Here is a 21,392-nt window from a genome sequence, read left to right on the forward strand (position 1 = left end):
GCCCTACTCGTCCCGCTGCTCGAGGATCTTCGCGAACTTCAGGATGGCGCCGAGGATGCCCGTCGCGGAGCGGCTCTGCAGGCCGGCGTCGCCCAGCTCCTTCCCCTCCTTCGGGTGAGAGAGGAAGCCCAGCTCGACCAGCACGGCCGGCATCTTCGCCCCGTTGAGCACCGCGAAGGGCGCTTGCCGCACCCCACGATCGGGGAAGCCGGTGGCCTCGACCAGGGCCTCCTGCACGATGTGAGCGAGGCGGGAGGAGTCCTGGTGCGCGGCGCTCACCTGCAGATCGTAGAGGATCGCGTCGAGGGGGTTGGCCGAGGCCATCTCGTCCTGCGAGAGGGGCTCGCCGTTCTCGTACTCGGCCAGGCGGCGGGCCGCCTCGTCGGTGGAGTCGGCGGAGAGGAAGAAGGTCTCCGCGCCTCGCACCTTCCGGCCCTCGGGACCGTAGGGCATCGAGTTGCAGTGGATCGAGATGAAGAGGTCGGCCTCGGCGTCGTTCGCCTTCTGCACGCGGTCGCGCAGCTCGACGTCCTCGTCCCCGGGCCGGGTCTCGATCACCTGATAGCCGCTGGCGAGCAGCCGGATCTTGAGCGCCTGCACCACGCTGGCGGCGATGTCCTTCTCGATGAGGTCGCCGCGGACCGCGCCGAACTTCGCGCCGCCGTGGCCGGCGTCGAGGGCGACCAGCAGCCTGCGCTTCGGCTCCGCCTCCGGAATCGTCGTGGAGCCACCCTCGCCCGGCGCCGGCAGGGTCACCACCGCGACCTCCTCGGCCGCCACCGGGGCGGACGAGAGCAAGAGCAGCGTTGCGCCGACGAGGCCGGCGGCTCGGGCGAGGGGCTTCACGTTCGAGAAGCTATCGCGCCGGACGGTTACGTCAAATTTCGGGCTGCGGGTGCGCTGGGGGCTTTAACCCAGCACCCGGACCCGGGGCTTGCCCTCGACGATCCGCCCGATCTCGGCGGCCACCGGGGTCTTCGCCTCTTCAAGGGCGAGGAGCAGCTTGTCCGCCACCCGGGGGGAGGCCGAGATGAGCAGGCCGCCGGAGGTCTGGGCGTCGGCCAGGAGGATCCGCTCGAGCTCGGGCAGCTTGCCGAAGCGCACCTTCGGGGCGACGGCCTCGAGGTTGGCCTTCGAGCCTCCGGGGATCTCGCCGCCCTCGGCGTGCCTTCGGGCGGCGGAGAGGATCGGGATCCTGGCGTGCTCGAGCTCGGCGCCCACGCCGGAGGCCTCGAGCATCTCCAGGAGGTGGCCGAGGAGGCCGAAGCCGGTGACGTCGGTCAGCGCCCGCACGCCACGCGGGAAGCGCCGCACGACCTCGCTCGCGCCGCGGTTGAGGGTGCGCATCACCCGGCTGACCTCGCGGATCTCCTTGGGGCTCGCCCGCCCGGCCTTGATGGCGGTGGCGAGGATGCCGCTGCCCAGGGGCTTGGTGAGGATCAGGCGGTCGCCCGGCCGCGCGCCGGCGTTGGTGAGCAGCCGCTTCGGGTGCACCTTCCCCACCACCGCCAGGCCGTACTTCGGCTCGCGGTCGTCGATGGAGTGGCCGCCCATCAGCGGCACCCCGGCCTCCTTCGCCACCGACGAGCCGCCCGCCAGGATGCGGCTGGCGATCTTCAGGTCGAGGGTGCGGGGGAAGGCCAGGAGGTTGAGCGCCATGATCGGATCGGCGCCCATGGCGTAGACGTCCGAGAGCGCGTTGGCCGCGGCGATCGCGCCGAACTGGAAGGCATCGTCGACGATCGGGGTGAAGAAGTCGGTGGTGAAGACCAGCGCGGTGCGAGGATCGAGCAGGTACACCCCGGCGTCATCCCGCGTGTCGGTCCCCACCAGGACGCGCGGGTCGGTGATCGGCGGCAGTGAGCGCAGCACCTGCGCCAGCTCCTTCGGGCGGAGCTTGCAGGCTCAACCAGCGCCGTGGCTGTACTGCGTGAGTCTCTCGTTGGAGGGCATGGACACAGTCATACTCCCGAATCGCTCCGGGCGCAGGTGGTCAGCGCCGGGCGATGCCGCCTATCCTCTTGCGAGGCCTCATGCGCACTGCTCCCGGAGAAGGAAGCCGCCTGGGCGGCTATCACCTCGAGACCCACCTGGCTCGCGGCGGCATGGCGGACATCTACGTGGCCCGCTCGCCTCACGGGCACCAGGTGGCCCTCAAGTGCATCCGGCCCACCTTCGCCCAGGACCAGACCTTCGTGGATCTCTTCCTGCGCGAGGCGCAGCTCTCGATGGTCCTCGAGCACGGGAACATCGCCCGGGTCTTCGACTTCGGCGAGGAGGACGGCCACTACTTCATGGTGATGGAGTACGTGCGGGGGCCGGCCCTCTTCGATCTGCTGCAGGCCCTGAAGGTCCGGCGCCGCCCCTTCCCGATCGAGGTCGCCGCTCACGTCCTGGCCGAGACCGCGGCGGGCCTCGCTCACGCCCACGGACGGGTGGACGAGGCGGGGCGCCTCTTGCCGGTCGTGCACCGCGACATCAGCCCCCAGAACGTGCTGGTCGCCCTCGACGGAACGGTGAAGGTCGTGGACTTCGGCATCGCGAAGGCCCGCGACTCCCAGAACCTCACCCGCCCCGGCGTCGCCCGGGGCAAGTACCTCTACTTCTCGCCGGAGCAGGTGAAGCAGCAGCCCCTCGACGGCAAGAGCGACGTCTACGCCTGCGGGGTGGTCCTCTACGAGCTGCTCGCCGGTCGCCGCCCCTTCGAGGGCGAGCTCATCGAGGTGCTCGGCAAGATCGTCCGCGGCGACTTCCCCCCGCTCGCGGAGCTGAAGCCCGAGCTGCCCCGCGCGCTGGTCGAGCTGGTGGGGGCCTCCCTCGCCCAGGAGCCCGGGGCGCGCCCGAGCGCCGCCGCCATGGAGGCCACCCTGCGAGGCTGGCTGCGCGGGGAGGCCCACGCCCTCTCGCCGGCCCAGGCCACCCGGGCCCTGGTGGAGGAATGCTGGGACGAGGACGAGGAGCGGACGATCTCGGGCGAGCCCACCCACGGCGACGCGGAGCCCCCGGCGGCGACCGGCCGGGCCGGCGCCTCGCGGCTCGCGCTCGCCCTGGGCGCGGTGGTGGCGCTGGGGCTCGGCGCGGCCCTCCTCCTGGGCCGGAGCGAGGCGCCGCCGCCGGCCACCCGGATCGAGTCGAACCCCACCGGCGCCCGGATCTCCTTCCCGGACCTCGGCCTCGAGGGCACCGCCCCCTTCGAGACCAGCCGCCTCGAGCCGGGTCACCCCTACCGGGTCGAGGCCACGCTCGAGGGCCACGAGCCCGGCCGGCGGATCGTGGTGGGCGGCGACCGCCTGCGCTTCGTCCTCGCCCCCCGCCCGAAGGCCCCCGTGCTCCTGCCTCCGGAGCCCACCACCGACGAGGCGGATCCGGTCGAGGGGGAGCAGATCTACGCCCGCGTGCAGCCCAGCATCGCCCACGCCCTCGGCAACGCCGCGGGGCTGGGCAACGACGCGCCGGTGGGCACCGGCCGGGCCGGTCCCTGGCCCCTGCGCGAGCTCACCCTCTCGCGGGAGAAGCTCGTCGAGAACGCCGCCCACCTGCCCCTCGATCCCCGCCGTCCCCACACGATCCGCGCCCAGGGCCGGGTCGAGGTCCTCTCCGGCTTCCAGCCGATCCACCAGGCCCTCTACTACGCCGACGGCAGGGGAGCGGTGCCGGATCGCTTCGGCCTGATCGACTCCCGGAAGGGGCCGCTGCGCCTGGGCAAGGGCCACGAGGCCCTCCACGCGATCCTCCTCGACGCGGCCACCGCTCGCTCGGACTCGCCGACCATGCGCGACCTGGTCGACGCCTGGCCCACCGGCTCCCTGGTGGTGCGCACCCGCAGCGGCAGCGTCAGCCTGCGCTTCGAGACCCAGCGGCTGCAGCTGCGCCGGATGGGGCTGAAGCTCCTGCCCCTCAACGGCTACCGGCTGATCGAGATCGAGGTGCAGCTCCACCCCGAGGAGGCGCCGGGCGTGGCCTCGCCGGTCTTCCCCGAGCAGGTCTTCTTCGCCGGCTTCCGCTCCCTGACCACCCTGGGGGGCAGCTCCCCCGAGGCCTCGGCGCCGGTCTTCACCGTGGTGGGGGACGGCAAGAGCTTCACCCTCGACCACGTGAACGAGCTCTGGGTCTTCGTGATCGCCGAGGATCCCGAGCAGGTGGTGGGCTCCCTGAGCCTCCAGATCCGCGACCTCGGACCGGGCCGGGAGCTCGACGAGATCGCCGCCGAGGAGCGGGCGAAGTGAGCGCCGGGCGACTGGGCGGCTACGAGCTCCTCCGGCCCCTCGCCGAGGGAGGCATGGCCGAGGTCTTCGTGGCCCGCAGCCCCGTCGGCCGGCGCGTGGCCCTCAAGCGCGTGCGCTCCGACCTCGCCTCGGATCCGAAGTTCGCAGAGCTCTTCCTGCGCGAGGCGCGGATCGCCATCGGCCTCGAGCACCCGAACATCGCCCACGTCCTCGACGTCGGCGAGGCCGAGGGCAGCTACTTCCTGGTGATGGAGCTGGTCGAGGGGATCTCCCTCCTCGCCCTCGATCGGGCCGCGGCGGCCCGGGACCAGCGCCTGCCGGTGCCGGTCGTCGCCTGGATCTTCGAGCGGGTCGCCCGGGCCCTCCACCACGCCCACGAGCGCCGCGACGCCTCCGGTGAGCCCCTGGGGATCGTCCACCGGGACGTGAGCCCCCAGAACATCCTCCTGGCCGAGGACGGCGGGGTGAAGCTCATCGACTTCGGCGTGGCGCGCGCCACCAACAGCGCGACCCTCACCCGGCCCGGCGTGACCCGCGGGAAGTACCTCTACTTCTCCCCCGAGCAGATCCGGATGCGGCCCCTCGACGGGCGCTCGGATCTCTTCGGCCTCGGCGCGGTCCTCTACGAGGCCCTCGTCGGCGTGCGCGCCTTCGACGGCGAGCTCGTCGACGTCCTGGGCGCCATCAGCCGGGGCGAGCTCGTCGAGCCCTGCGTGCGGGATCCGGGGCTGCCCGCTCCCCTCGGGGAGATCTGCCTGCAGGCGCTGCGGGTGAAGCGCGAGGCCCGCTGGCAGACCGGCGAGGCGCTGGCGACCGCGCTGGAGCACTGGCTGCACCGGGAGGCGCCGACGGTCAGCGACGCCGTGGTGCGTGACTACCTCGCCCACGTCGCCTCGGCCGAGCTCTCCGAGGCGGTCGGTCACGAGGTCGCCCCCCGGCCCTTCCCGCCCGAGCTCGCCGCCTGGGCCCGGCCGCTCCTCGCCGGCAGCCCGGCCCTGCTCTCGGCCGACCTGGCCGCGGCGGCCCTGCCCACCACCGCCGCGACGCCGATGACCCGCCTGGAGCGCACCCTGCGTCAGGCGCTGCTCCCGCTCCTGATCCTGGCGGTGGCCGCCGGCGGCTTCGGCCTCTGGTGGCTGGTCAAGCCCTCGACCACCACCCGCTTCGTCGGCCACCGGCCCGAGCCCGGGCCCGCGCTGCCCGAGGAGCCGGCCAGCCCCCCTCCCCCCGAGCCCCGGGCACCACCGCCGCCGCCCGACCCCCGGCCCGCGCTCCCCCGGCTGCCGGAGCGCCCGGCCGACGGCTCGGCGCGGCAGAGCGAGGCCCTCGACCAGGGGTGGATCCTCCTGCGCTTCGAGCTGGACGACGTCCTCCTCGATCTCTCCTCCCTCGAGCCCTACCTGGCCGAGGGGCCGGGCGAGGTGAAGCTCGAGGGCAGGATGATGATCGGCGGCGAGTGGATGGGGACCCGGAAGCTGGTCCTCGTGGAGGAGACCCTGAAGGGGCGGCGCCGGCCGCGCTTCGTCCAGGCGCCCGGCTTCGAGGTCGACGGGTCGGTCCAGACCCTCCGCTTCCTCCTCCTCAACCCCAGCTCCTACGGCAGCCGCCGCTTCGTCTTCCCCGAGGGAGGCTTCGAGGCGATCCGCCCCGCTCCCGGGGCGCCGCCGATCCGCCTGGGCCCGGGCCAGATCACGGACCCCTGGGCGCACCGCCTGCCTTACGTGCGCATCGACTCGAACTGGCACTACGAGATGATCCCGCGGCTGGGGGTGCCCGGCTCCGGCGAGGAGGCCGAGCGGGAGAAGGCCACCTTCCTCTGGGTCTCCACCCCCGTGGACCTGCTCCAGTGGGGGAGCCGCAAGAAGGCGGGCCTGACCGGGGACGATCTCTGGGGCCTGATCGAGGAGGGGGAGACCCTGAGGCTCGACGGCATCGGCGCCGTATGGTTCGCCCTGCTCGACGCCCCCGAGGGCGTCCACGAGGGCGCGGGTGTCGCGCAGTTCCTCGTCGAGGTGAGGCAGGTCGGCGTCTCGAAGATCTTCCAGCAGCGCCTCCTCGGGCCGCGCGGGAAGAAGGGGCGGCGGCGGTGAACGAGCAGGACCCCTCCCGCCTGGGCCCCTATCGCCTGCTGCGCCCCCTGGGCGCGGGAGGCATGGGCGAGGTGCACCTCGCCGAGCGCATCGGGGCGGCCGGCGTCGCCAAGAAGGTGGTGGTCAAGCGCATCAAGGGGCTGCGCGCCTCCGACGCGCTGGCCCGGGAGCGCTTCGTGAACGAGGCGCGCATCGCCATGCGTCTCGATCACCCCAACGTCGTGCAGGTCTTCGACTTCGGCCAGGAGGAGGCCGAGAACGGAGAGCTCTACCTGGTGATGGAGTGGATCGACGGCCCCTCCCTCTTCGAGCTCTGGCGCGCGGCCCGGCAGCAGGGCGAGCGCATCCCCTTCGGGATCTCGGTCTTCGTCGTGCGGGGGCTCCTCGCGGGCCTCCACTTCGCCCACGAGCAGCTCGACGAGGCGGGGCGCCGCCTGGGCATCGTCCACCGCGACGTCTCCCCGCAGAACGTCCTCCTCGATCGCAGCGGCCAGGTGAAGCTGACCGACTTCGGCATCGCCCGGGCCCGCGACGTCGTCTCCCGCACCCGCCCGGGGATGGTGCGCGGCAAGCTGGTCTACTTCTCGCCCGAGCAGCTCTCCCACGGCGCCGTCGATCGTCGCACCGACGTCTTCGCCGCCGGCGCGGTGCTCTACCAGCTGCTGACCGGCTCCCTCCCGGTGAAGGGCGAGCCGGAGACGGTGCGCCGCCTGATCCTCGAGGGCGGGTGGGCGCCCGCCTCGATGGTCGAGCCCGAGCTGCCCGCCGAGCTCCAGGCGATCCTCGAGCGGGCGATGGCCCGCGATCCCGCCGAGCGCTTCCCCACCGCCGAGGCCTTCGGCGCCGCCCTCGAGGGCTGGCTCGGCGACGCCGGGCTCCCCGTCAGCGAGGAGGATCTGGCCGACTACCTCTGCTGGATCGATCGCGAGAGCGCACCGGAGGGCCTCGCCCGCCTCCCCGAGGGCTACGCCGAGGCCATGGCTCACTGGTCGCGGGAGGTGCCCGGGCAACGAGAGGATCCCGACCTGGGCACCGCCGCCCTGCCCCTGCCCGGGCAGCGCGGCGCCACGGGGAGCCGGCCGGCTGCGGCCCCCGCCCGGCCCTGGCGGCCGATCCTCGCCGGGCTCGCCCTCCTCCTCGGGCTGGCCGGGCTCGCCGGCTGGTGGGCCGGCCCGGCGAGGGAGCCCCCGGGGGAGGCGCTCCCGGAGGCGCCGCGAGGTCCGCCGGCCCCCGAGCCGCTGCCCCACGGCCCCTCCCCCCGGCCGGCGCCGCCGCCCGCCACGCCACCCCCGGCGGGCCCGCGCCTGAGCGACGAGGAGGGCCGCCCGATCCTGCGCCAGCCCGGGACGGACAGCCTCCTGCCCGAGGGAGGGGAGCGGATCCTCCTGCACTCCGCCCTCTCGATCGATCCGGCCACCCTCCCCTGGGTCTGGCTCCCCCTCCCGGGGGGCTCGCCGACCCGGCTGAGCGTGGAGGGAGAGGTCTCCCTCGGCGGGGTGGTCCCCCGTCGCCTGCACACGGTGCTGGTGCGCGTCGAGCGAGGCAGAACCGGCCAGCTCCTCCTGCTGCGGCCGGGAGCCCCCCTCGAGCTGAAGGGCCCGGGGCGGGTCGGCCTCGCCATCTGCGATCCCATGGGCATCGACGACAACACGGGCACCCTGGTCGTGGAGGCGCGGCGGGGCAAGCAGAAGCGCCGGTACAACGTGGATCCCCGCCGGAACGTCTTCCGGGCGGACACCATCGGCGGGGTCACCCTCCGCGGCCTGCGCCCGGGAGAGCACTATCGGATCTCGCTGGAGGCCTCGGCCCTGGCGCCCCCCCTCTTCTGGATCCACCCCCTCCAGGTCGGCGCGGCCTTCACCCGCCAGGGCGAGGTCGATCGCTCGCTCGGGCTCCTGCGCGACGGCGAGGAGGCCCGGCTCTTCGGGGTCGAGCTCCTCGAGCTGATGGTCATCGGCGACGCGCCCGCCGACACGCCCTACACCCTCTCGATCCGGCTCGTCCCTGCGAGCGAGGCCCATCCGGAGTAGACTCGGAACCGCACGCGATCGAGGACGCTTCGTGGCCGCCCGCAGCAAGACCCAGACCCGTTTCGGGAAGTACCGCCTGCTGCGCCGGCTCGCCCGGGGCGGGATGGCCGAGATCTTCCTGGCCCGCTACGAGGCGGCCGCCGGCATCTCGAAGGTGGTGGTGGTCAAGAAGATCCTGCCGGCCTTCGCCGACAACCCGCGCTTCCTCAAGATGTTCATCGACGAGGCCCGGGTCACGGTGGGCCTCTCGCACGGCAACATCGCCCAGGTCTTCGACTTCGGAGAGATCGACGGCAGCTACTACCTGGCGATGGAGTACGTGCAGGGGCAGGCCCTCTCCTCGGTGCTGACCCGGACGACCGAGGCCGGGCTCGCCTTCCCGATCCCCATCGCCTGCTTCGTGACCATGGAGGTCTGCAAGGGCCTCGGCTACGCCCACCGCAAGTGCGACGAGACGGGCAAGCCCCTCGGGATCGTGCACCGCGACGTCTCGCCCCAGAACGTGATGATCTCCTACGAGGGGCAGGTGAAGGTCGTGGACTTCGGCATCGCGAAGGCCGCCAACCTCGCCGGCGACACGCGCGCGGGCGCCCTGAAGGGCAAGTACCTCTACTTCGCGCCGGAGCAGGCCCGCTCCCGGCCCATCGACGCGCGCACCGACGTCTGCGCCACGGGGATCGTCCTCTACGAGCTGCTCACCGGCCGCCGCCCCTACTCGGGGGTGCTGATGGACGTCCTCGAGTCGATCCTGAAGGGGCACTTCCCGAAGCCCCGCGCCCTCGAGCCCGAGATCCCCCCCTCCCTCGAGCGGATCGTGCTCAAGGCGATGGCGGTCTCCCCGGACGATCGCTACCAGTCCGCCGCCGAGATGCAGGAGGCCATCGGCGCCTTCCTCTTCAAGGCCGCCCCGCGCTTCACCTCCTCCTCGGTGGCTCACTTCGTGCGCTACCTCTACCAGCCGGAGATCGAGGCCACCGGCCAGGCGGTGGAGCTCCCCGAGAGCTTCCTCGAGCAGGTCCCCCTCTGGGAGCGCCGCCACCATCGCTCCACCCCCACCTCCCCGGGCTCCGCCGGCTCCGGCGAGAGCGCCCTGCCGGGCACGGCCGAGGAGCGCGGCCGCCTCGAGAGCGGTGACACCGGCGTGGACACCGCGGGGACCGACAGCGGCTCCTTCGCCAGCGCCGACCTCATCCACCCCTCGACCGCCGAGGCCCCGCTGCCCCGCCCCCGGCGGCCCCTGCCCCGCCCCGTGATCTGGGGCGGCCTCGGCGCCCTCCTGGCCGTGATCTTCGCGGCGGCCGGCCTCACCGCGGCGTCCTCCATGAAGCGGGTGCCCGGCGTGGGGGTGCTGGCGATCGAGAGCGAGCCCCCCGGGGCCCGGATCTTCCTGGACGGAGAGGACACCGGCCAGGAGACCCCCTACGTCTTCCAGGGGCTGGCGCCCGGCCAGCAGTACGGCCTCACCCTGCGCCTCGCGGGACACCAGCCGAGGATGGCCTCGGTGACCGCCTCCACCACCGGCTCGACCACCGTCACCTACGACCTCGCCCCCGAGCGCCAGCCGGTCGCGCCGGTGGTCACCGCCACCGACGAGGAGCTCGACGAGGCGATCCGCCAGGCCGCCGAGAAGGAGGCCCAGACCAACATCTCGGGGCTGGCCGGCGCGCTGGGCGATCTGGCCGCCGAGATGGGCCAGACCGGCAAGAAGCTCGACCCGACGCCCCAGCGCGTGACGGTGCGCACCCTCGACGTCCGCAAGCTCGGAGGGATCTCCCGGGGCCTCGATCCCAAGCAGCGCAACACCCTCTCGATGACCGGCGCCGCCTTCCTCGCCGATCCGATGGTCACCGCCGCGACCACCCAGGCCTACTACGTGGTCGAGCGCCTCCGCGGAGACGCCTCCCTCGACCGCGGCGTGCTCTCCTCCGCCGAGCCGATCCAGATCCCCGCCGGCGCCCACCGGGTGCACTTCCTCTTCGCCGACGACAACATCGACGACGACTCCGGCCAGCTCATCGTCCGCATCCAGCCCGACCGGGGCCGCTTCCGGGAGGTCACCCTCGATCCCCGCCGGCACAGCTTCTCACCGGCGAAGCTGGGGCTGCCCTACCTGCAGCACCTCAAGGTCACCGAGCGCTACGAGATCTACCTCGGCGATCAGCCGCCCTGCCTCTACAGCCGGGGCCCGATGCTCAAGACCTGGAGCGGCCTCTCCACCCCCGAGCCCGCCATCGGGGTCTTCGAGGACGGCGCCCTCATGCGCGGCGGCGTCGATCTGCGCATCTTCGACCTCGCCGCCGGCCGCCGCCCGAACCGCACCCTCGTGGTCAAGGCCACCCACTCGCGCTAGGAGCTACGAGCTACCAGCTACCAGCTACGAGCTGCGAGCTGCGAGCTGCGAGAAAGAGGGGCGTCCGCGGCTACACAGCGTCGCGGAGGAAGTGCACGGCGGTGCCGCGGCTGCGGTAGTGACCGGCGACGCGGCGGACGACGAGGAAGCGGTGGAGCGCGTCGAGGACGTGGCGGCCAGTGGTGCCGACGAGGGACTCGATCTCGGTGGGGGTCGCCGGGCCCTGGTCGAGGCGGTTGAGGACCGCGCGGGGGACCTTGCCGTAGCGGGCGACGAGGGGCTCGATGAGCTCGGAGGGAGAGTAGCGCTCGACCTCACCGTCGCGGATGTGGAAGAGGGCGGGGCCGGAGAGGTCGCGCAGCCAGATCCAGCGGATCGGCGAGGGATGATCGAAGAGCCGCCAGGCCGAGACCAGGCCGTCGCCCACCGACTCGGCCAGCGCCGCCGCGTACCAGCGCGCCATCTCCGGAGAGGCCTTCAGGAGCGCCATCCCGAGGCGGCGGGCGTCCATCCCCGCCCGGGGGGCGAGGACCTCGAAGCCCTCCTGCAGGGCCGCCTCGAGGTTGCGCTCGGGCAGGGCCATGCCCCGCTCGATCGCCTGGAGGGCCTGCTCGGGATCCGCCCGGGGGCCGTCGAGGCTGCGCGCGACCTCGGCCAGCGCGGTGGAGGAGCGAGCCAGGAGGGCCGTCCGGTGCTCGCGCCAGATTCTCTCGACGACCTGGATGGCATCCACCGTCTGTCTCATCCGCGGAGTCTCCCACGAGTGCGTGGCGCAAGGCCACCTGTGCTACGGTCGAATCCGTGCTCTCGGGGCGCTGCACCAACCACCCCAAGCGGGTGGCCGTCGGGGTCTGCATCATCTGCCGGGACGTGATCTGCATCGAGTGCTCGACCCCGATCGACGGCATCCACCGCTGCCACCGCTGCATCGCGCAGATGAAGCGGGCCGCCGTCCCGAGCCACTGGGAGGGCTCCGAGGCGAGCCTGATGACGTGGATCGTCCTGATCCTCTCCTTCGGCGGGCTGACCCTCTACTGGATGGGTCTCTCGGCCCTCCTCTGGGGCTGACGTGGACGGCGATCGAGCGGCCACGCCCACCTTGCGGCCCCGGGGGATCTTCGCCCTCATCGACAGCGCCTTCACGGTGAGCGCGTCCGAGCCGGCCATCGTCTGGATCTCGATCCTGGGCATGGCCCCGGTGGCCCTCCTCTCGCTCGTCCTCTGGTACGGAGCCACCGAGGCCGCCTTCGACGAGCGCACCGAGCTGCTGGTGGCGCTGGCCTGCGCCGCCGCCGCCCTCTGGCGCTACGTCCCGGGCGGCGCGGTCTCCCTCCTCGTGATGGAGCAGGTCAGCGGGCGCCCCCTCGCCGTGCGGGACGCCCTGCGGCAGGCCCTCGGCCGCGCCCCCTCGCTGATGGCCGCCGGCTCCCTCTCCCTCTGGGTGACCCTCCTCTCCCTGCTGGTGGCGGGCCTGCCGCTGGTGGCCTGGGCCGGGGTCTACCTGGCGCTGCCCCTGGTGCTGCGCCGCGACTGCCCGCCCTGGGGGGTGGTCGGCGCCGGCCGCAAGCTCCTGCGCGACCGGGTCACCGCCGCCGCCCTGCTCACCGCGCTCTGGTTCTCCGGGGTCTGCCTGCTGGCGGCGAACCTCTGGCTCGCCGTCTCCCTCGGCCTCTCCCTCGGCGCCTCGCTCTTCGATCTCGACACCGCGCTGCTCGGCCGCCTCCTCTCGCCGGCGAACCCGATCTTCCTCCCGGCGGTGGGCGCCATCGCCCTGACCCTGCTGGAGGGGCTGCGCCACACCAGCCTCACCCTCCTCTACCTCGACGCCCGGGTCCGCCGGGATGCCCTCGACCTCGAGGCGCAGGTCAGCGCCCTCGAGGACACGCAGGCGGGCCGGCGCCCGGGGAGCCGGCCGCGGGCCAGCCGGGTCGCCGGCCTCCTCGCCCTCGTCGGCCTCGGCGCCGCGCTCGCGGGGGGCCCGGCGAGCGCCCGGGCGCAGGGCGAGCGGAGCGCCTCCTCGGTGGCGGACCGCTTCATCGACGTGGCCAACGAGGCCATCGACCGGGGCGCCGCCGTGGACACCGAGCTGGCCGAGGAGGTCCTCGGGAGCCTGGACGCCCAGGCCGAGCAGGCCCTCGCTCCCCTGACCGAGCAGCTGCAGCGGGACCTCGACGAGGGCGCCATCGGCCGGGCCGAGGCGCGGCTGGAGCGGGCCTTCGAGGAGATGGAGTATCTCGCGGACCAGGAGCCGGTGCAGGGCGAGCCCGTCGATCGCCTCCTCACGGAGGTGCTCGCGCGGCCCGAGTTCCAGCGCGAGACCCGGGCCCGCCTCACCGGCAGGGAGCTCGAGGAGGAGCCGGAGAAGCGCGAGACCTGGCTCTCTCGCCTCCTCGAGCGCTTCTTCGACTGGCTCGAGGAGCTCTTCGAGCGCGACCCGAAGGAGCGGGACGAGCCCCTCTGGGACGGCCCCCTCCTCCCGGCGAACCTCTCCTGGCTGCTCTGGGCCGCCCTGCTGACGGTGGCCGGGGTCGGCATCGGGGTGGCCGTGGTGCGCGCCCTGGGGGCCACCGAGGAGGAGCTCGAGGAGGAGCTGGGCTCGGCCTCCGAGCGCGAGGAGGAGGAGGACGAGGTGCGCGGGCCGCAGTACGACGCCCTCTCCCGGGCCCCCGACGCCTGGCTCGCCGAGGCCGACGCCCTGGCCGCCCGCGGCGAGCTGCGCGAGGCCCTCCGGGCCGCCTACCTCGCCCTCCTGGGCATCCTCGATCGCGCCGGCCACATCGCCTACCGCTCCGAGCAGACCAACTGGGAGCACGTCCGCGGCTTCGACGGACCCGAGGTCGCCCGCAAGCGCTTCCACGAGCTGACCTACAGCTTCGAGCGAAGCTGGTACGGCTTCGATCCCGTCGAGCTCCACCACTACCGCACCGTCCGGGAGGGCGCCCTCGATCTCGCCTCGCTCTCCCCCCAGCGCCCGGTGGCCGGCGCGGAGCCGGTGGGGGGGGAGGCCTAGGCCATGGCGCGCTGGCTCACCCCCCTGCTCCTCCTGCTCGGGGTCTTCCTCGGCCTCGCGCTCCTGCTGCAGCAGTCCGCGAGGAGGGGCAGCTTCGCCGACGCCGGCAGCACCTACCGCGCCGCCGAGGACGGCGCCCGCGCCCTCTACCTCCTCTCCGAGGCCCGGGGCCTCCCGGTGGAGCGCCGCCACCTCGATCTCGGGCTGATCGAGCACGAGGGCGCGATCGTGCTGGTGGGCGTGAACGCCGGCGAGAGCTGCGAGTCGGAGGAGGAGCGCGAGGCACGCGACGAGAGCGAGGAGAGCGAGGCGCCGGCCCGGGCCGCCGAGGAGGAGGACGGGGACGAGCGGGCCGGGGAGGACGAGCCCCGGGACGTGGTGGTGGGGCCCAGCCCCGGGCTGGGGATCTTCGGCCCCCGCCTCTCCTCCGAGGAGTGCGCGGCGCTCCTCGACTGGGTGGCGGAGGGCGGCAACCTGGTGCACGTCACCCAGGAGCAGGACGCCCTCCTCTCCCGCCTCGAGCTGAGCCTGCGCGACCGCGCCACCCCCGTCGAGCCCGCGCCGGAGCCCGAGGCCGAGCCCGCCGGCTCCGTCGACGCGCCGGTGGATCAGGGCGAGGGCGAGGAGCGCCCCCCCTGGGAGGAGTGGCTGGAGGAGAGTGACGCGGAGCGCGCCCGGCGGGAGAAGCGCAAGAAGGAGGAGGAGCAGGCGATCGCCTTCCTCCCCCGCCGCCTCGAGGCCGAGGGTCCGCTCCACCGGCTCGTCCCGGGTCAGCCCTCGGTCTTCACCCGGGGGATCGAGGGCGTCGAGTCCACCGGCGAGGTGCGGATCCTGACGGATCGGGGGGACGCCGTCTCGGTGCTGGTCGAGGCCGAGGTCCCGCCGGAGGGACGGGCCCGGCCGGTCGCCGCGGTGGCCGTGCCTCACGGTAGCGGCTGGGTGCTCGCCGTCTCGGTGCCCGAGCTGGCGCTGAACCGCACCCTGCCCCGGGCGGGGAACGCCGCCTTCTGGATGACCGCCCTCGCCGAGGTCACGCGCAATGGAAGCCTGGCCTTCGACGAGTACCACCACGGCCACGCCGCCGGCCGCACCATCCTCGGCTACGCCCTGGAGCACGGCCTGCTACCGGCCCTCCTCCAGCTGATGCTGATGACGGTGGTCGCCGTCCTCGCGGCCCGGCGCCTCGGCCGCATCGAGCTGCTGCCCGGCGAGACCCTGCGCAGCACCGCCGACCACCTCGCCACCATGGCCAACCTCTACCGCCTCGGCGGCCACCGCCGGCACGCCGCCCGCACCATCGCCCGGCGCGCCCTCGCGCAGGCCGAGCGCTACCGCAGCCTCCCCGCCGTGGAGGACGCGGCGGGCGCCCTCGAGGCCCAGCTCTCCCGGATCGAGCTCTCGAAGCCGACCGAGCGCGATCTGAGCGCGGTGGCCGCCGCCGCCGCCGCGCTCTACGAGATCATCAGAAGCAAGCAGCAAGGGACCGTCCCGCGACGCAAGAGAGGAAAGCATGCAGCCTGAAAGCCGAGCCCCCGCCGACGTGGAGGCCACCGCCCGGATCTTCGAGAAGGTGCGCACCGAGGTGCACAAGGCCGTGGTGGGGCAGGACGAGGTCCTCGAGCTCCTCCTCGTCGGCCTCATCGCCGGGGGGCACGTGCTCCTCGAGGGCGTGCCGGGGGTCGCCAAGACCCTGATGGTGCGAGCGATGGCCCGCTCCCTCTCGGCGACCTTCCGCCGGATCCAGTTCACCCCGGACCTGATGCCCTCGGACGTGCTGGGCACCCGGGTCTTCGACCTGGAGACCCGCACCTTCGCCCTGACCCGCGGGCCGGTCTTCACCGACATCCTCCTGGCCGACGAGGTGAACCGCGCGCCGCCCAAGACCCAGTCGGCGCTCCTCGAGGCGATGCAGGAGCGCAGCGTCACCCTCGACGGCGAGCACCACGACCTGCCGCCGATCTTCACGGTCTTCGCCACCCAGAACCCCATCGAGTCCGAGGGCACCTATCCCCTGCCCGAGGCCCAGCTCGACCGCTTCCTCTTCAAGGTGCAGGTGGGCTACCCCACCGACGCCGAGGAGGATCGCATCCTCGAGCTGGCCCACCACGGGATGGCGCTGGGGGATCTCGACCGGGTGAAGATCGACTCGACGGTGACCGTCGAGGAGGTCCTCGCCGCCCGGGAGGCCCTCCACGCGGTGGAGGTCCGCGACGTGGTGCGCGACTACCTGCGGCAGCTGGTCGCCGCCACCCGCAAGGCCCCCGAGGTGCGGCTGGGCGCCGGCCCCCGGGCCGCGGTGCACCTGCTGCTCTGCACCAAGGCGGTCGCCGCCCTCGCCGGCCGCGACTTCGTCACCCCCGACGACGTGCGCCGGCTGGTGCCCCCCACCCTGGCCCACCGCCTGCTGCTCACCGCCGACGCGGAGGTCGACGGCATCCAGCCCGAGGAGGTCCTCGCCCGGATCCTCGACGAGATCGAGGTGCCGCGCTGAAGTCCGGGGCCCAGACCCTCCCGGCGCCCGCGGCGCCGGCGGGGGAGGAGGGCGCGGCCGGGAAGGCCGTCGCTCCTCACCGCAAGACCCGGCAGCTGGTCCCCGGCCGCCGGGTGGTGGTGCTCCTCCTCTTGCCCCTCCTGCTGCTGCTCTTCGCGCCGGCCGAGCCGAGGGTGCTCTGGGCGGCGGGCCTCCTCGATCTGCTGATCCTGGGGCTGGCCTTCCTCGACGCCGAGCTGGCCAGCCTGACCCGGCTGGAGGTGGTGCGCGAGCTCCCGCCCCGCCTCTCGGTGGGCGTCGCCAGCGACGTCACCCTTCGCCTGAAGAACCACGGCACCCGCAGCGCCACCGTCGAGCTGCACGACCAGGCCCCGGCCGCCTTCGATCCGAGGCCCGAGCGCATCCCCCTGGTGGTGCCGCCCGCGACCCGGGTGCAGCGGGGAGAGAAGCAGGAGGAGCAGCCCGGCGAGGCGGCGGCTCTCCTGCGGGTGCAGCCCCCGGCCCGGGGCCGCTATGCCTGGGGGGCGGTCTACCTGCGGGTGCGCGGCCCCTTCGGCCTCGCCTGGGCCGAGCGGATCGAGCCCCTGGCCCGGCCGGTGAAGGTCTACCCCGACGTGCGCGCCGGCCGCCTGCTCCTGGCCGGCGGGGTGCGGGACCTGGAGCGGGTCGGCGCCCACCAGCTGCGCCGGGAGGGCGAGGGCTCCGAGCTCGAGACCCTGCGCGACTACGTCTACGGCGACCCCTTCCGGGACATCGACTGGAAGGCCACCGCCCGGCGCGAGAAGCCCGTGGTGCGGGTGCGCCAGCCCGAGCGCTCCCAGACCGTGCTCATCTGCGTCGACGCGAGCCGCCTGATGGCGGTGAAGAGCGGCAACCTCACCAAGCTCGACTACGCGGTGAACGCCGCCCTCCTCACCGCCTTCGTCGCCCTGCGCAACGACGACCGGGTGGGGCTGATGCTCTTCGCCGACGACGTCCACACCTTCGTGCCCCCGGGGAAGGGGAAGGGGCAGTACCACCAGATCCTCGAGCGCCTCTACGCCGCCACCCCCACCCGCACCTACGTCGACTACCGCGCCTTCGCCCGCACCCTCCTCGCCCGCCAGCCCCGCCGGGCCCTCGTGCTCACCCTCACCGAGCTCCACGACGAGGCCACCACCCGACCGCTGATGGATCAGGTGCGCCGCCTCTCGACCCGCCACCTGCCGGTGGTGGTCTCCCTGCGCGACCCCGGCCTGGAGGCCGCCGCCCGGCAGCGCCCCACCACCCCGGAGGATCGCTACCGGATGGCGGCCGCCGCCGAGCTGCTGACCGAGCGCGCCGCCCTGCAGCGGGGCCTCTCGGCGGCGGGGGCGCGGATCATCGACCGCCCCCCCGAGGACGCCGTCCTGGCCGCGGTGAACGCCTACGTCGAGGTCAAGCAGCGCCACCTCCTCTGATGGGGTCAGACCCCGACAATTGACATAAGGGGCAAGTGTCAATTGTCAGGGTCTGACCCCATCTGAATCCTTTCGTTTCAGGGGGGCTCCTAGGGATCGATGAGACAGCACACGACCCTCCTGCTCGCCCTCGCGATCACCTCCCTCGCCCTGGCCTCGACCGGCTGTGACAACAAGGCCAAGAAGAGCCGGGGCGCGACCGCCAAGGAGCTGGTCGCCGCCGGCGCCGTCCTCCTCGACGTCCGCTCGCCCGGTGAGTACCAGCGAGGCCACCTGCCCAACGCGGTGAACATCCCGATCACCGAGCTCTCCCGCCGCCAGGGCGAGGTCGCCGACGGCGCCAAGGTCGTCGTCTACTGCGAGTCCGGCGTGCGCAGCCGCCAGGCCGTGAGCCTGCTGAAGAAGAAGGGCCACGAGGTCTTCGACCTTGGCTCCTGGCGAGACTGGGGGCCGTGATAGCTTCCCGGTGAATGACCGGGGAATGGCCGATCCAGAGAGCACACCCTCGCTTCGGGGTGCGGATCCCCGTCTGGGTCTGGCGCCCCGACGAGGACCTGCCCGAGGAGGCGGAGGCGATCAACGTCAGCGCCGGCGGGATGCTCCTCGATCTGCCCCACCCCCCGCCCGCCGGGGCGAGGGTCCGGATCGGTCTCCACCTCGGGAAGCACGCCGAGGTGATCACCGCCGAGGCCGAGGTGCTGCGCCACCAGGAGCGGGACGGTGAGCTCCTGGCCGGCGTCCGCTTCGTCGAGGTGAGCGAGGAGCTGGCCGCCCTCATCGACCGGCTGGCCAGCGACGTCCACACCTTCGGCGACCTGCAGATCGAGGCCCTGGTGGGCAAGGGCGGGATGGCCGAGGTCTACCGGGCCTCCAAGCGCAGCGGCGAGCGGATGTGGGAGAAGGTCGCCTTCAAGCGCATCCGGCCCGAGCTGCTGACCTCCGCGACGGCGGTCCGCCTCTTCCACGCCGAGGGCCTGCTCGCCAGCAAGCTGAAGCACCCGAACATCGTCGAGGTCTACGAGGTCGGGGAGCGGATGGGCCTGGCCTACATCGTGATGGAGCTGGTCGAGGGCTGCGACCTCGAGCGCCTCCTCTTCGGCTGCCGCCTCCGGAAGATCCAGCTGCCGGTGGACCTCGCCGTCTACGTCGCTCACACGGTGGCGGTGGCCCTGCACCACGCCCACACCACCACCGATCCCGAGACGGGCCGCCCCCTGGGCATCGTCCACCGCGACGTCGGCCCCTCGAACGTCTTCATCTCCGAGCTCGGCGAGATCAAGGTGGGCGACTTCGGGGTCGCCCACTTCGGCGACCTCGCCACCGAGATCACCGGCCCGGTGGGCAAGCCCTCCTACCAGGCCCCGGAGCAGATCGAGGGCGCCCGGCCCCACCCGGCCATGGACGTCTTCGCCACCGGCTGCGTCCTCTTCGAGCTGCTCACCGGCGAGCGGGCCTTCCCCCTCTCCGCGGACCAGGACGGGAGGCCGGCCCAGCTGGGCCCCCCCCCCTCGGCGAGGGCGCTGCGCGCCGAGGTGCCCGAGGCCCTCGAGGCGGTCCTCGTCCGGGCGCTGGCCCATGACGTGGACGGGCAGCAGGGCCTCCTCGCCCGCTTGAGCGGGCGGCCCACCCGCCACGCCAGCTGCGGCGAGCTCGCCGCCGCCCTGGAGGCCTGCTTCGATCCCGCCATCGGCAACCAGCTCGCCATCGCCGCCGTCGTCCGCGGCGTGCTCGCCAGCGCGGGCTAGGGGCGTCGGCGCCGGGAGTTCACCTGTAATAGTTCAGGGAACGCAGCCGCCCGGCCTGACGCCAAAGCAGGTGCCGAAGCCCCCTCCCGGTGCTATTGTTTTGCCTCCGATTGATGGGGGCATCGGTTCGCTGCCCCGGATTCGAGGGGAGCATGAACCAGCCGATGGCGGACACCTATCAGCAGCTCTTCCTGTCCTCCTACCGGAAGCCCGCGGGGGCGCTCTCGCTGGAGCGCTTCTCCGCCGAGCACGGCGAGGCCTTCCTGGTCTATTTCGGCGCCAGCTCCGAGCTCCGGGCACCGGCCCGGTCCTGGCAGGCGACGCGCTTCGACGACGGCCGGAAGGCCGGCGCCGAGAAGCAGAACCGCAGCGCCTCGGTGCAGATCTTCCCGGTGAGGTACACGGGCCGCAGCATCTCCGACCGCTGGGTGACCGTCGGCCGCGCCGCGCGCACCAACGACATCCCCATCGTCGACGAGTCCGTCTCGGCCAGCCACGCGGTCTTCGAGCGAGGCCGCGGGGGTGAGTTCCTCCTGCGGGACGCCAACTCCCGCACCGGCACCTTCGTGAACGACGAGCAGGTCGGCCCCGACGATCCGATGACCCTGAAGTCCGGGGACTCGATCCGCTTCGGAGCCGTGACGGTCGTCTTCCTCCAGGCCCCGGAGTTCGTCCAGCTGGTCCTGCAGCTGAGCTGACGGCCGCCCCGACTCCCGGGGCGACTCACCCCGGCAGCCGGAAGGTGAACTCCTTGTGGGCGATGGCGAGGGTGTCCCCGGATCGGAGGACGTGCCGCTTCACCTTCTCGCCGTTCACCCTGAGGCTACGCCGGCCGGCGAGGTGCTCTGCCAGAAAGCTGCCGTCGGCCTGCTTCTCGATCCGGACGTGGACCGGGGCGACGAAGAGGCCGCGGATCGGGATGTGAGTGTTGGGGCTCTTTCCGATGAGGAAGACGCTCCCCCACATCTCGTGCATCTTCCCGTCGTGGGCGACGCGCGCGATCGGCCCCCCGGAGGTCACGGCGACCGTCCGGTCGAAGCTCGCGACGGCCGCGGCGACCGGATCGGGCGGCGGTGGCGCCTCGACGGCCTCGGCCGCCCGGTCGTCCTCCACCGAGAGGGTGTACTTGCCGATCCCGATCTCCGCCCCGACCTCGAGGACGGCGCTCCTCACGAGGCGGCCGCGCAGCTTGAGGCCGTTCTCGCTGTCCTGGTCGACGATCTCCAGAGAGCCGCTCGGGCGACAGGTGATGACGGCGTGGTGGCGGGACACCGAGAGGTTGTCGAGGATCAGCTCGTTCTCCCCGCTGCGCCCCACGTGGATCTCGTCCCGGTCGACCGGGAAGCGAAAGACCACCCGGGAGCCGAGCTTCACGAGGAGGGAGAGGTTCCACTCGAGGGCGTTCGCCTCGGGTGCGATCGTGTAGGCGGTGATCGGCTTGCCGCCCTCCCGGTCCGGCGGCAGCTTGATCTCGTCGTAGAGATCGACGCTCACCGGCTCGGTGCGCCAGGGATCGTTGTAGATGTAGGCCAGGATGCTCTCGGTCACGCCACCAGCGGAGGGGAAGACCTCTCCCGGAGCGGCGTAGACCTTGGTGGGCACGCCCTGCCGGCAGAAGACCAGGCTGCGCGCGCGGCCGTGGCGGATCACCAGCACCGAGTCCTTCTTCTTCTCGAGCAGCATGGCGAGGAGCGCCTCGCCGTCCATCATGCTCACCGGCACGATCGCCGAGGGGGCCTTCCGGAAGAGCACCGCCGAGCAGAGGAAGAGGGGGAGGTCGGTCTTGTAGAAGCTGACCTTCTGGGCCCGGGGCGCGGTGGCGAAGAACCAGCCGAGGGAGCGGGCGACGAAGCGCCCGTCCTCCTCGGCGCCAGCGCAGTAGGTCTTGCCCTGATGGAGGAAGAGGAAGGCCTGCTCGGTGCCGGTCTCGATCTCGAGGTAGCCGTCGGTGGCGATCCCCGCCTCGACCAGCTCCTGGATCCGGGACACCAGATCAGTGACCGGCTGGCAC

General features: G+C 73.1%; 16 protein-coding genes. 12 read left to right on the plus strand and 4 right to left on the minus strand.

Annotated features, from left to right (window positions below; all coding sequences use genetic code 11):
- Window positions 1–3 precede the first annotated feature (3 nt).
- Window positions 4–846 carry an N-acetylmuramoyl-L-alanine amidase gene (locus P1V51_00335; GenBank protein MDF1561453.1) on the minus strand — a complete coding sequence of 281 codons (843 nt, stop codon included), beginning with the start codon at window positions 844–846 and terminating at the stop codon, window positions 4–6.
- Between the two features lie 63 nt (window positions 847–909).
- Window positions 910–1,953: a selenide, water dikinase SelD gene (selD, locus tag P1V51_00340; protein MDF1561454.1), complete on the minus strand. Its 1,044-nt coding sequence runs from the start codon at window positions 1,951–1,953 to the stop codon at window positions 910–912.
- Between the two features lie 80 nt (window positions 1,954–2,033).
- On the opposite strand from selD, the gene P1V51_00345 reads away from it, so the two are divergent.
- The 4 genes from P1V51_00345 to P1V51_00360 are packed head-to-tail and all read left to right on the plus strand — an operon-like array spanning window position 2,034 to window position 10,696.
- A complete protein-coding gene (locus P1V51_00345; protein MDF1561455.1) occupies window positions 2,034–4,226 on the plus strand; it encodes a serine/threonine protein kinase in 2,193 nt (730 codons plus the stop codon).
- Complete coding sequence (locus P1V51_00350) at window positions 4,223–6,316, plus strand: serine/threonine-protein kinase (GenBank protein ID MDF1561456.1); 2,094 nt, start codon at window positions 4,223–4,225, stop codon at window positions 6,314–6,316. The genes P1V51_00345 and P1V51_00350 overlap by 4 nt, the downstream gene beginning before the upstream one ends.
- Window positions 6,313–8,346, plus strand: coding sequence for a serine/threonine-protein kinase (locus P1V51_00355; GenBank protein MDF1561457.1), 2,034 nt, complete (start codon window positions 6,313–6,315; stop codon window positions 8,344–8,346). Before P1V51_00350 ends, P1V51_00355 begins: the two co-directional genes overlap by 4 nt.
- Window positions 8,347–8,377: 31 nt before the next feature.
- Entirely contained in the window at window positions 8,378–10,696 is a 2,319-nt protein-coding gene (locus P1V51_00360; protein ID MDF1561458.1) for a serine/threonine protein kinase, read from the plus strand.
- Window positions 10,697–10,766: 70 nt separating this feature from the next.
- Here the strand turns inward: P1V51_00360 and P1V51_00365 are convergent, their stop codons facing one another.
- Window positions 10,767–11,441 (minus strand): hypothetical protein, encoded by a 675-nt coding sequence (locus tag P1V51_00365; GenBank protein MDF1561459.1) that lies wholly within the window; start codon window positions 11,439–11,441, stop codon window positions 10,767–10,769.
- 56 nt (window positions 11,442–11,497) lie between these two features.
- Here P1V51_00365 and P1V51_00370 point away from each other — a divergent pair, with 56 nt between their 5' ends.
- The 8 genes from P1V51_00370 to P1V51_00405 all read left to right on the plus strand — a co-directional run bounded on the left by P1V51_00370 (window position 11,498) and on the right by P1V51_00405 (window position 20,079).
- A complete protein-coding gene (locus P1V51_00370; protein MDF1561460.1) occupies window positions 11,498–11,764 on the plus strand; it encodes a hypothetical protein in 267 nt (88 codons plus the stop codon).
- Window position 11,765: 1 nt separating this feature from the next.
- Window positions 11,766–13,706, plus strand: a complete 1,941-nt coding sequence (locus P1V51_00375) for a hypothetical protein (protein MDF1561461.1) — start codon at window positions 11,766–11,768, stop codon at window positions 13,704–13,706.
- A 3-nt stretch (window positions 13,707–13,709) separates the two neighbouring features.
- Window positions 13,710–15,227, plus strand: coding sequence for a hypothetical protein (locus tag P1V51_00380; protein ID MDF1561462.1), 1,518 nt, complete (start codon window positions 13,710–13,712; stop codon window positions 15,225–15,227).
- Complete coding sequence (locus P1V51_00385) at window positions 15,217–16,197, plus strand: MoxR family ATPase (protein ID MDF1561463.1); 981 nt, start codon at window positions 15,217–15,219, stop codon at window positions 16,195–16,197. The genes P1V51_00380 and P1V51_00385 overlap by 11 nt, the downstream gene beginning before the upstream one ends.
- Before the next feature lie 113 nt (window positions 16,198–16,310).
- Entirely contained in the window at window positions 16,311–17,636 is a 1,326-nt protein-coding gene (locus P1V51_00390; protein MDF1561464.1) for a DUF58 domain-containing protein, read from the plus strand.
- 99 nt (window positions 17,637–17,735) lie between these two features.
- Complete coding sequence (locus tag P1V51_00395; GenBank protein MDF1561465.1) at window positions 17,736–18,092, plus strand: rhodanese-like domain-containing protein; 357 nt, start codon at window positions 17,736–17,738, stop codon at window positions 18,090–18,092.
- A gap of 14 nt (window positions 18,093–18,106) precedes the next feature.
- Window positions 18,107–19,381: a protein kinase gene (locus P1V51_00400; GenBank protein MDF1561466.1), complete on the plus strand. Its 1,275-nt coding sequence runs from the start codon at window positions 18,107–18,109 to the stop codon at window positions 19,379–19,381.
- A 152-nt stretch (window positions 19,382–19,533) separates the two neighbouring features.
- Window positions 19,534–20,079 (plus strand): FHA domain-containing protein, encoded by a 546-nt coding sequence (locus tag P1V51_00405; protein ID MDF1561467.1) that lies wholly within the window; start codon window positions 19,534–19,536, stop codon window positions 20,077–20,079.
- Between the two features lie 25 nt (window positions 20,080–20,104).
- Here P1V51_00405 and P1V51_00410 read toward each other — a convergent pair whose 3' ends face one another.
- Complete coding sequence (locus P1V51_00410; protein ID MDF1561468.1) at window positions 20,105–21,370, minus strand: FHA domain-containing protein; 1,266 nt, start codon at window positions 21,368–21,370, stop codon at window positions 20,105–20,107.
- Window positions 21,371–21,392: the final 22 nt, after the last annotated feature.

Source organism: Deltaproteobacteria bacterium (assembly GCA_029210625.1).
Taxonomy (GTDB): Bacteria; Myxococcota; Myxococcia; order SLRQ01; family SLRQ01; genus JARGFU01.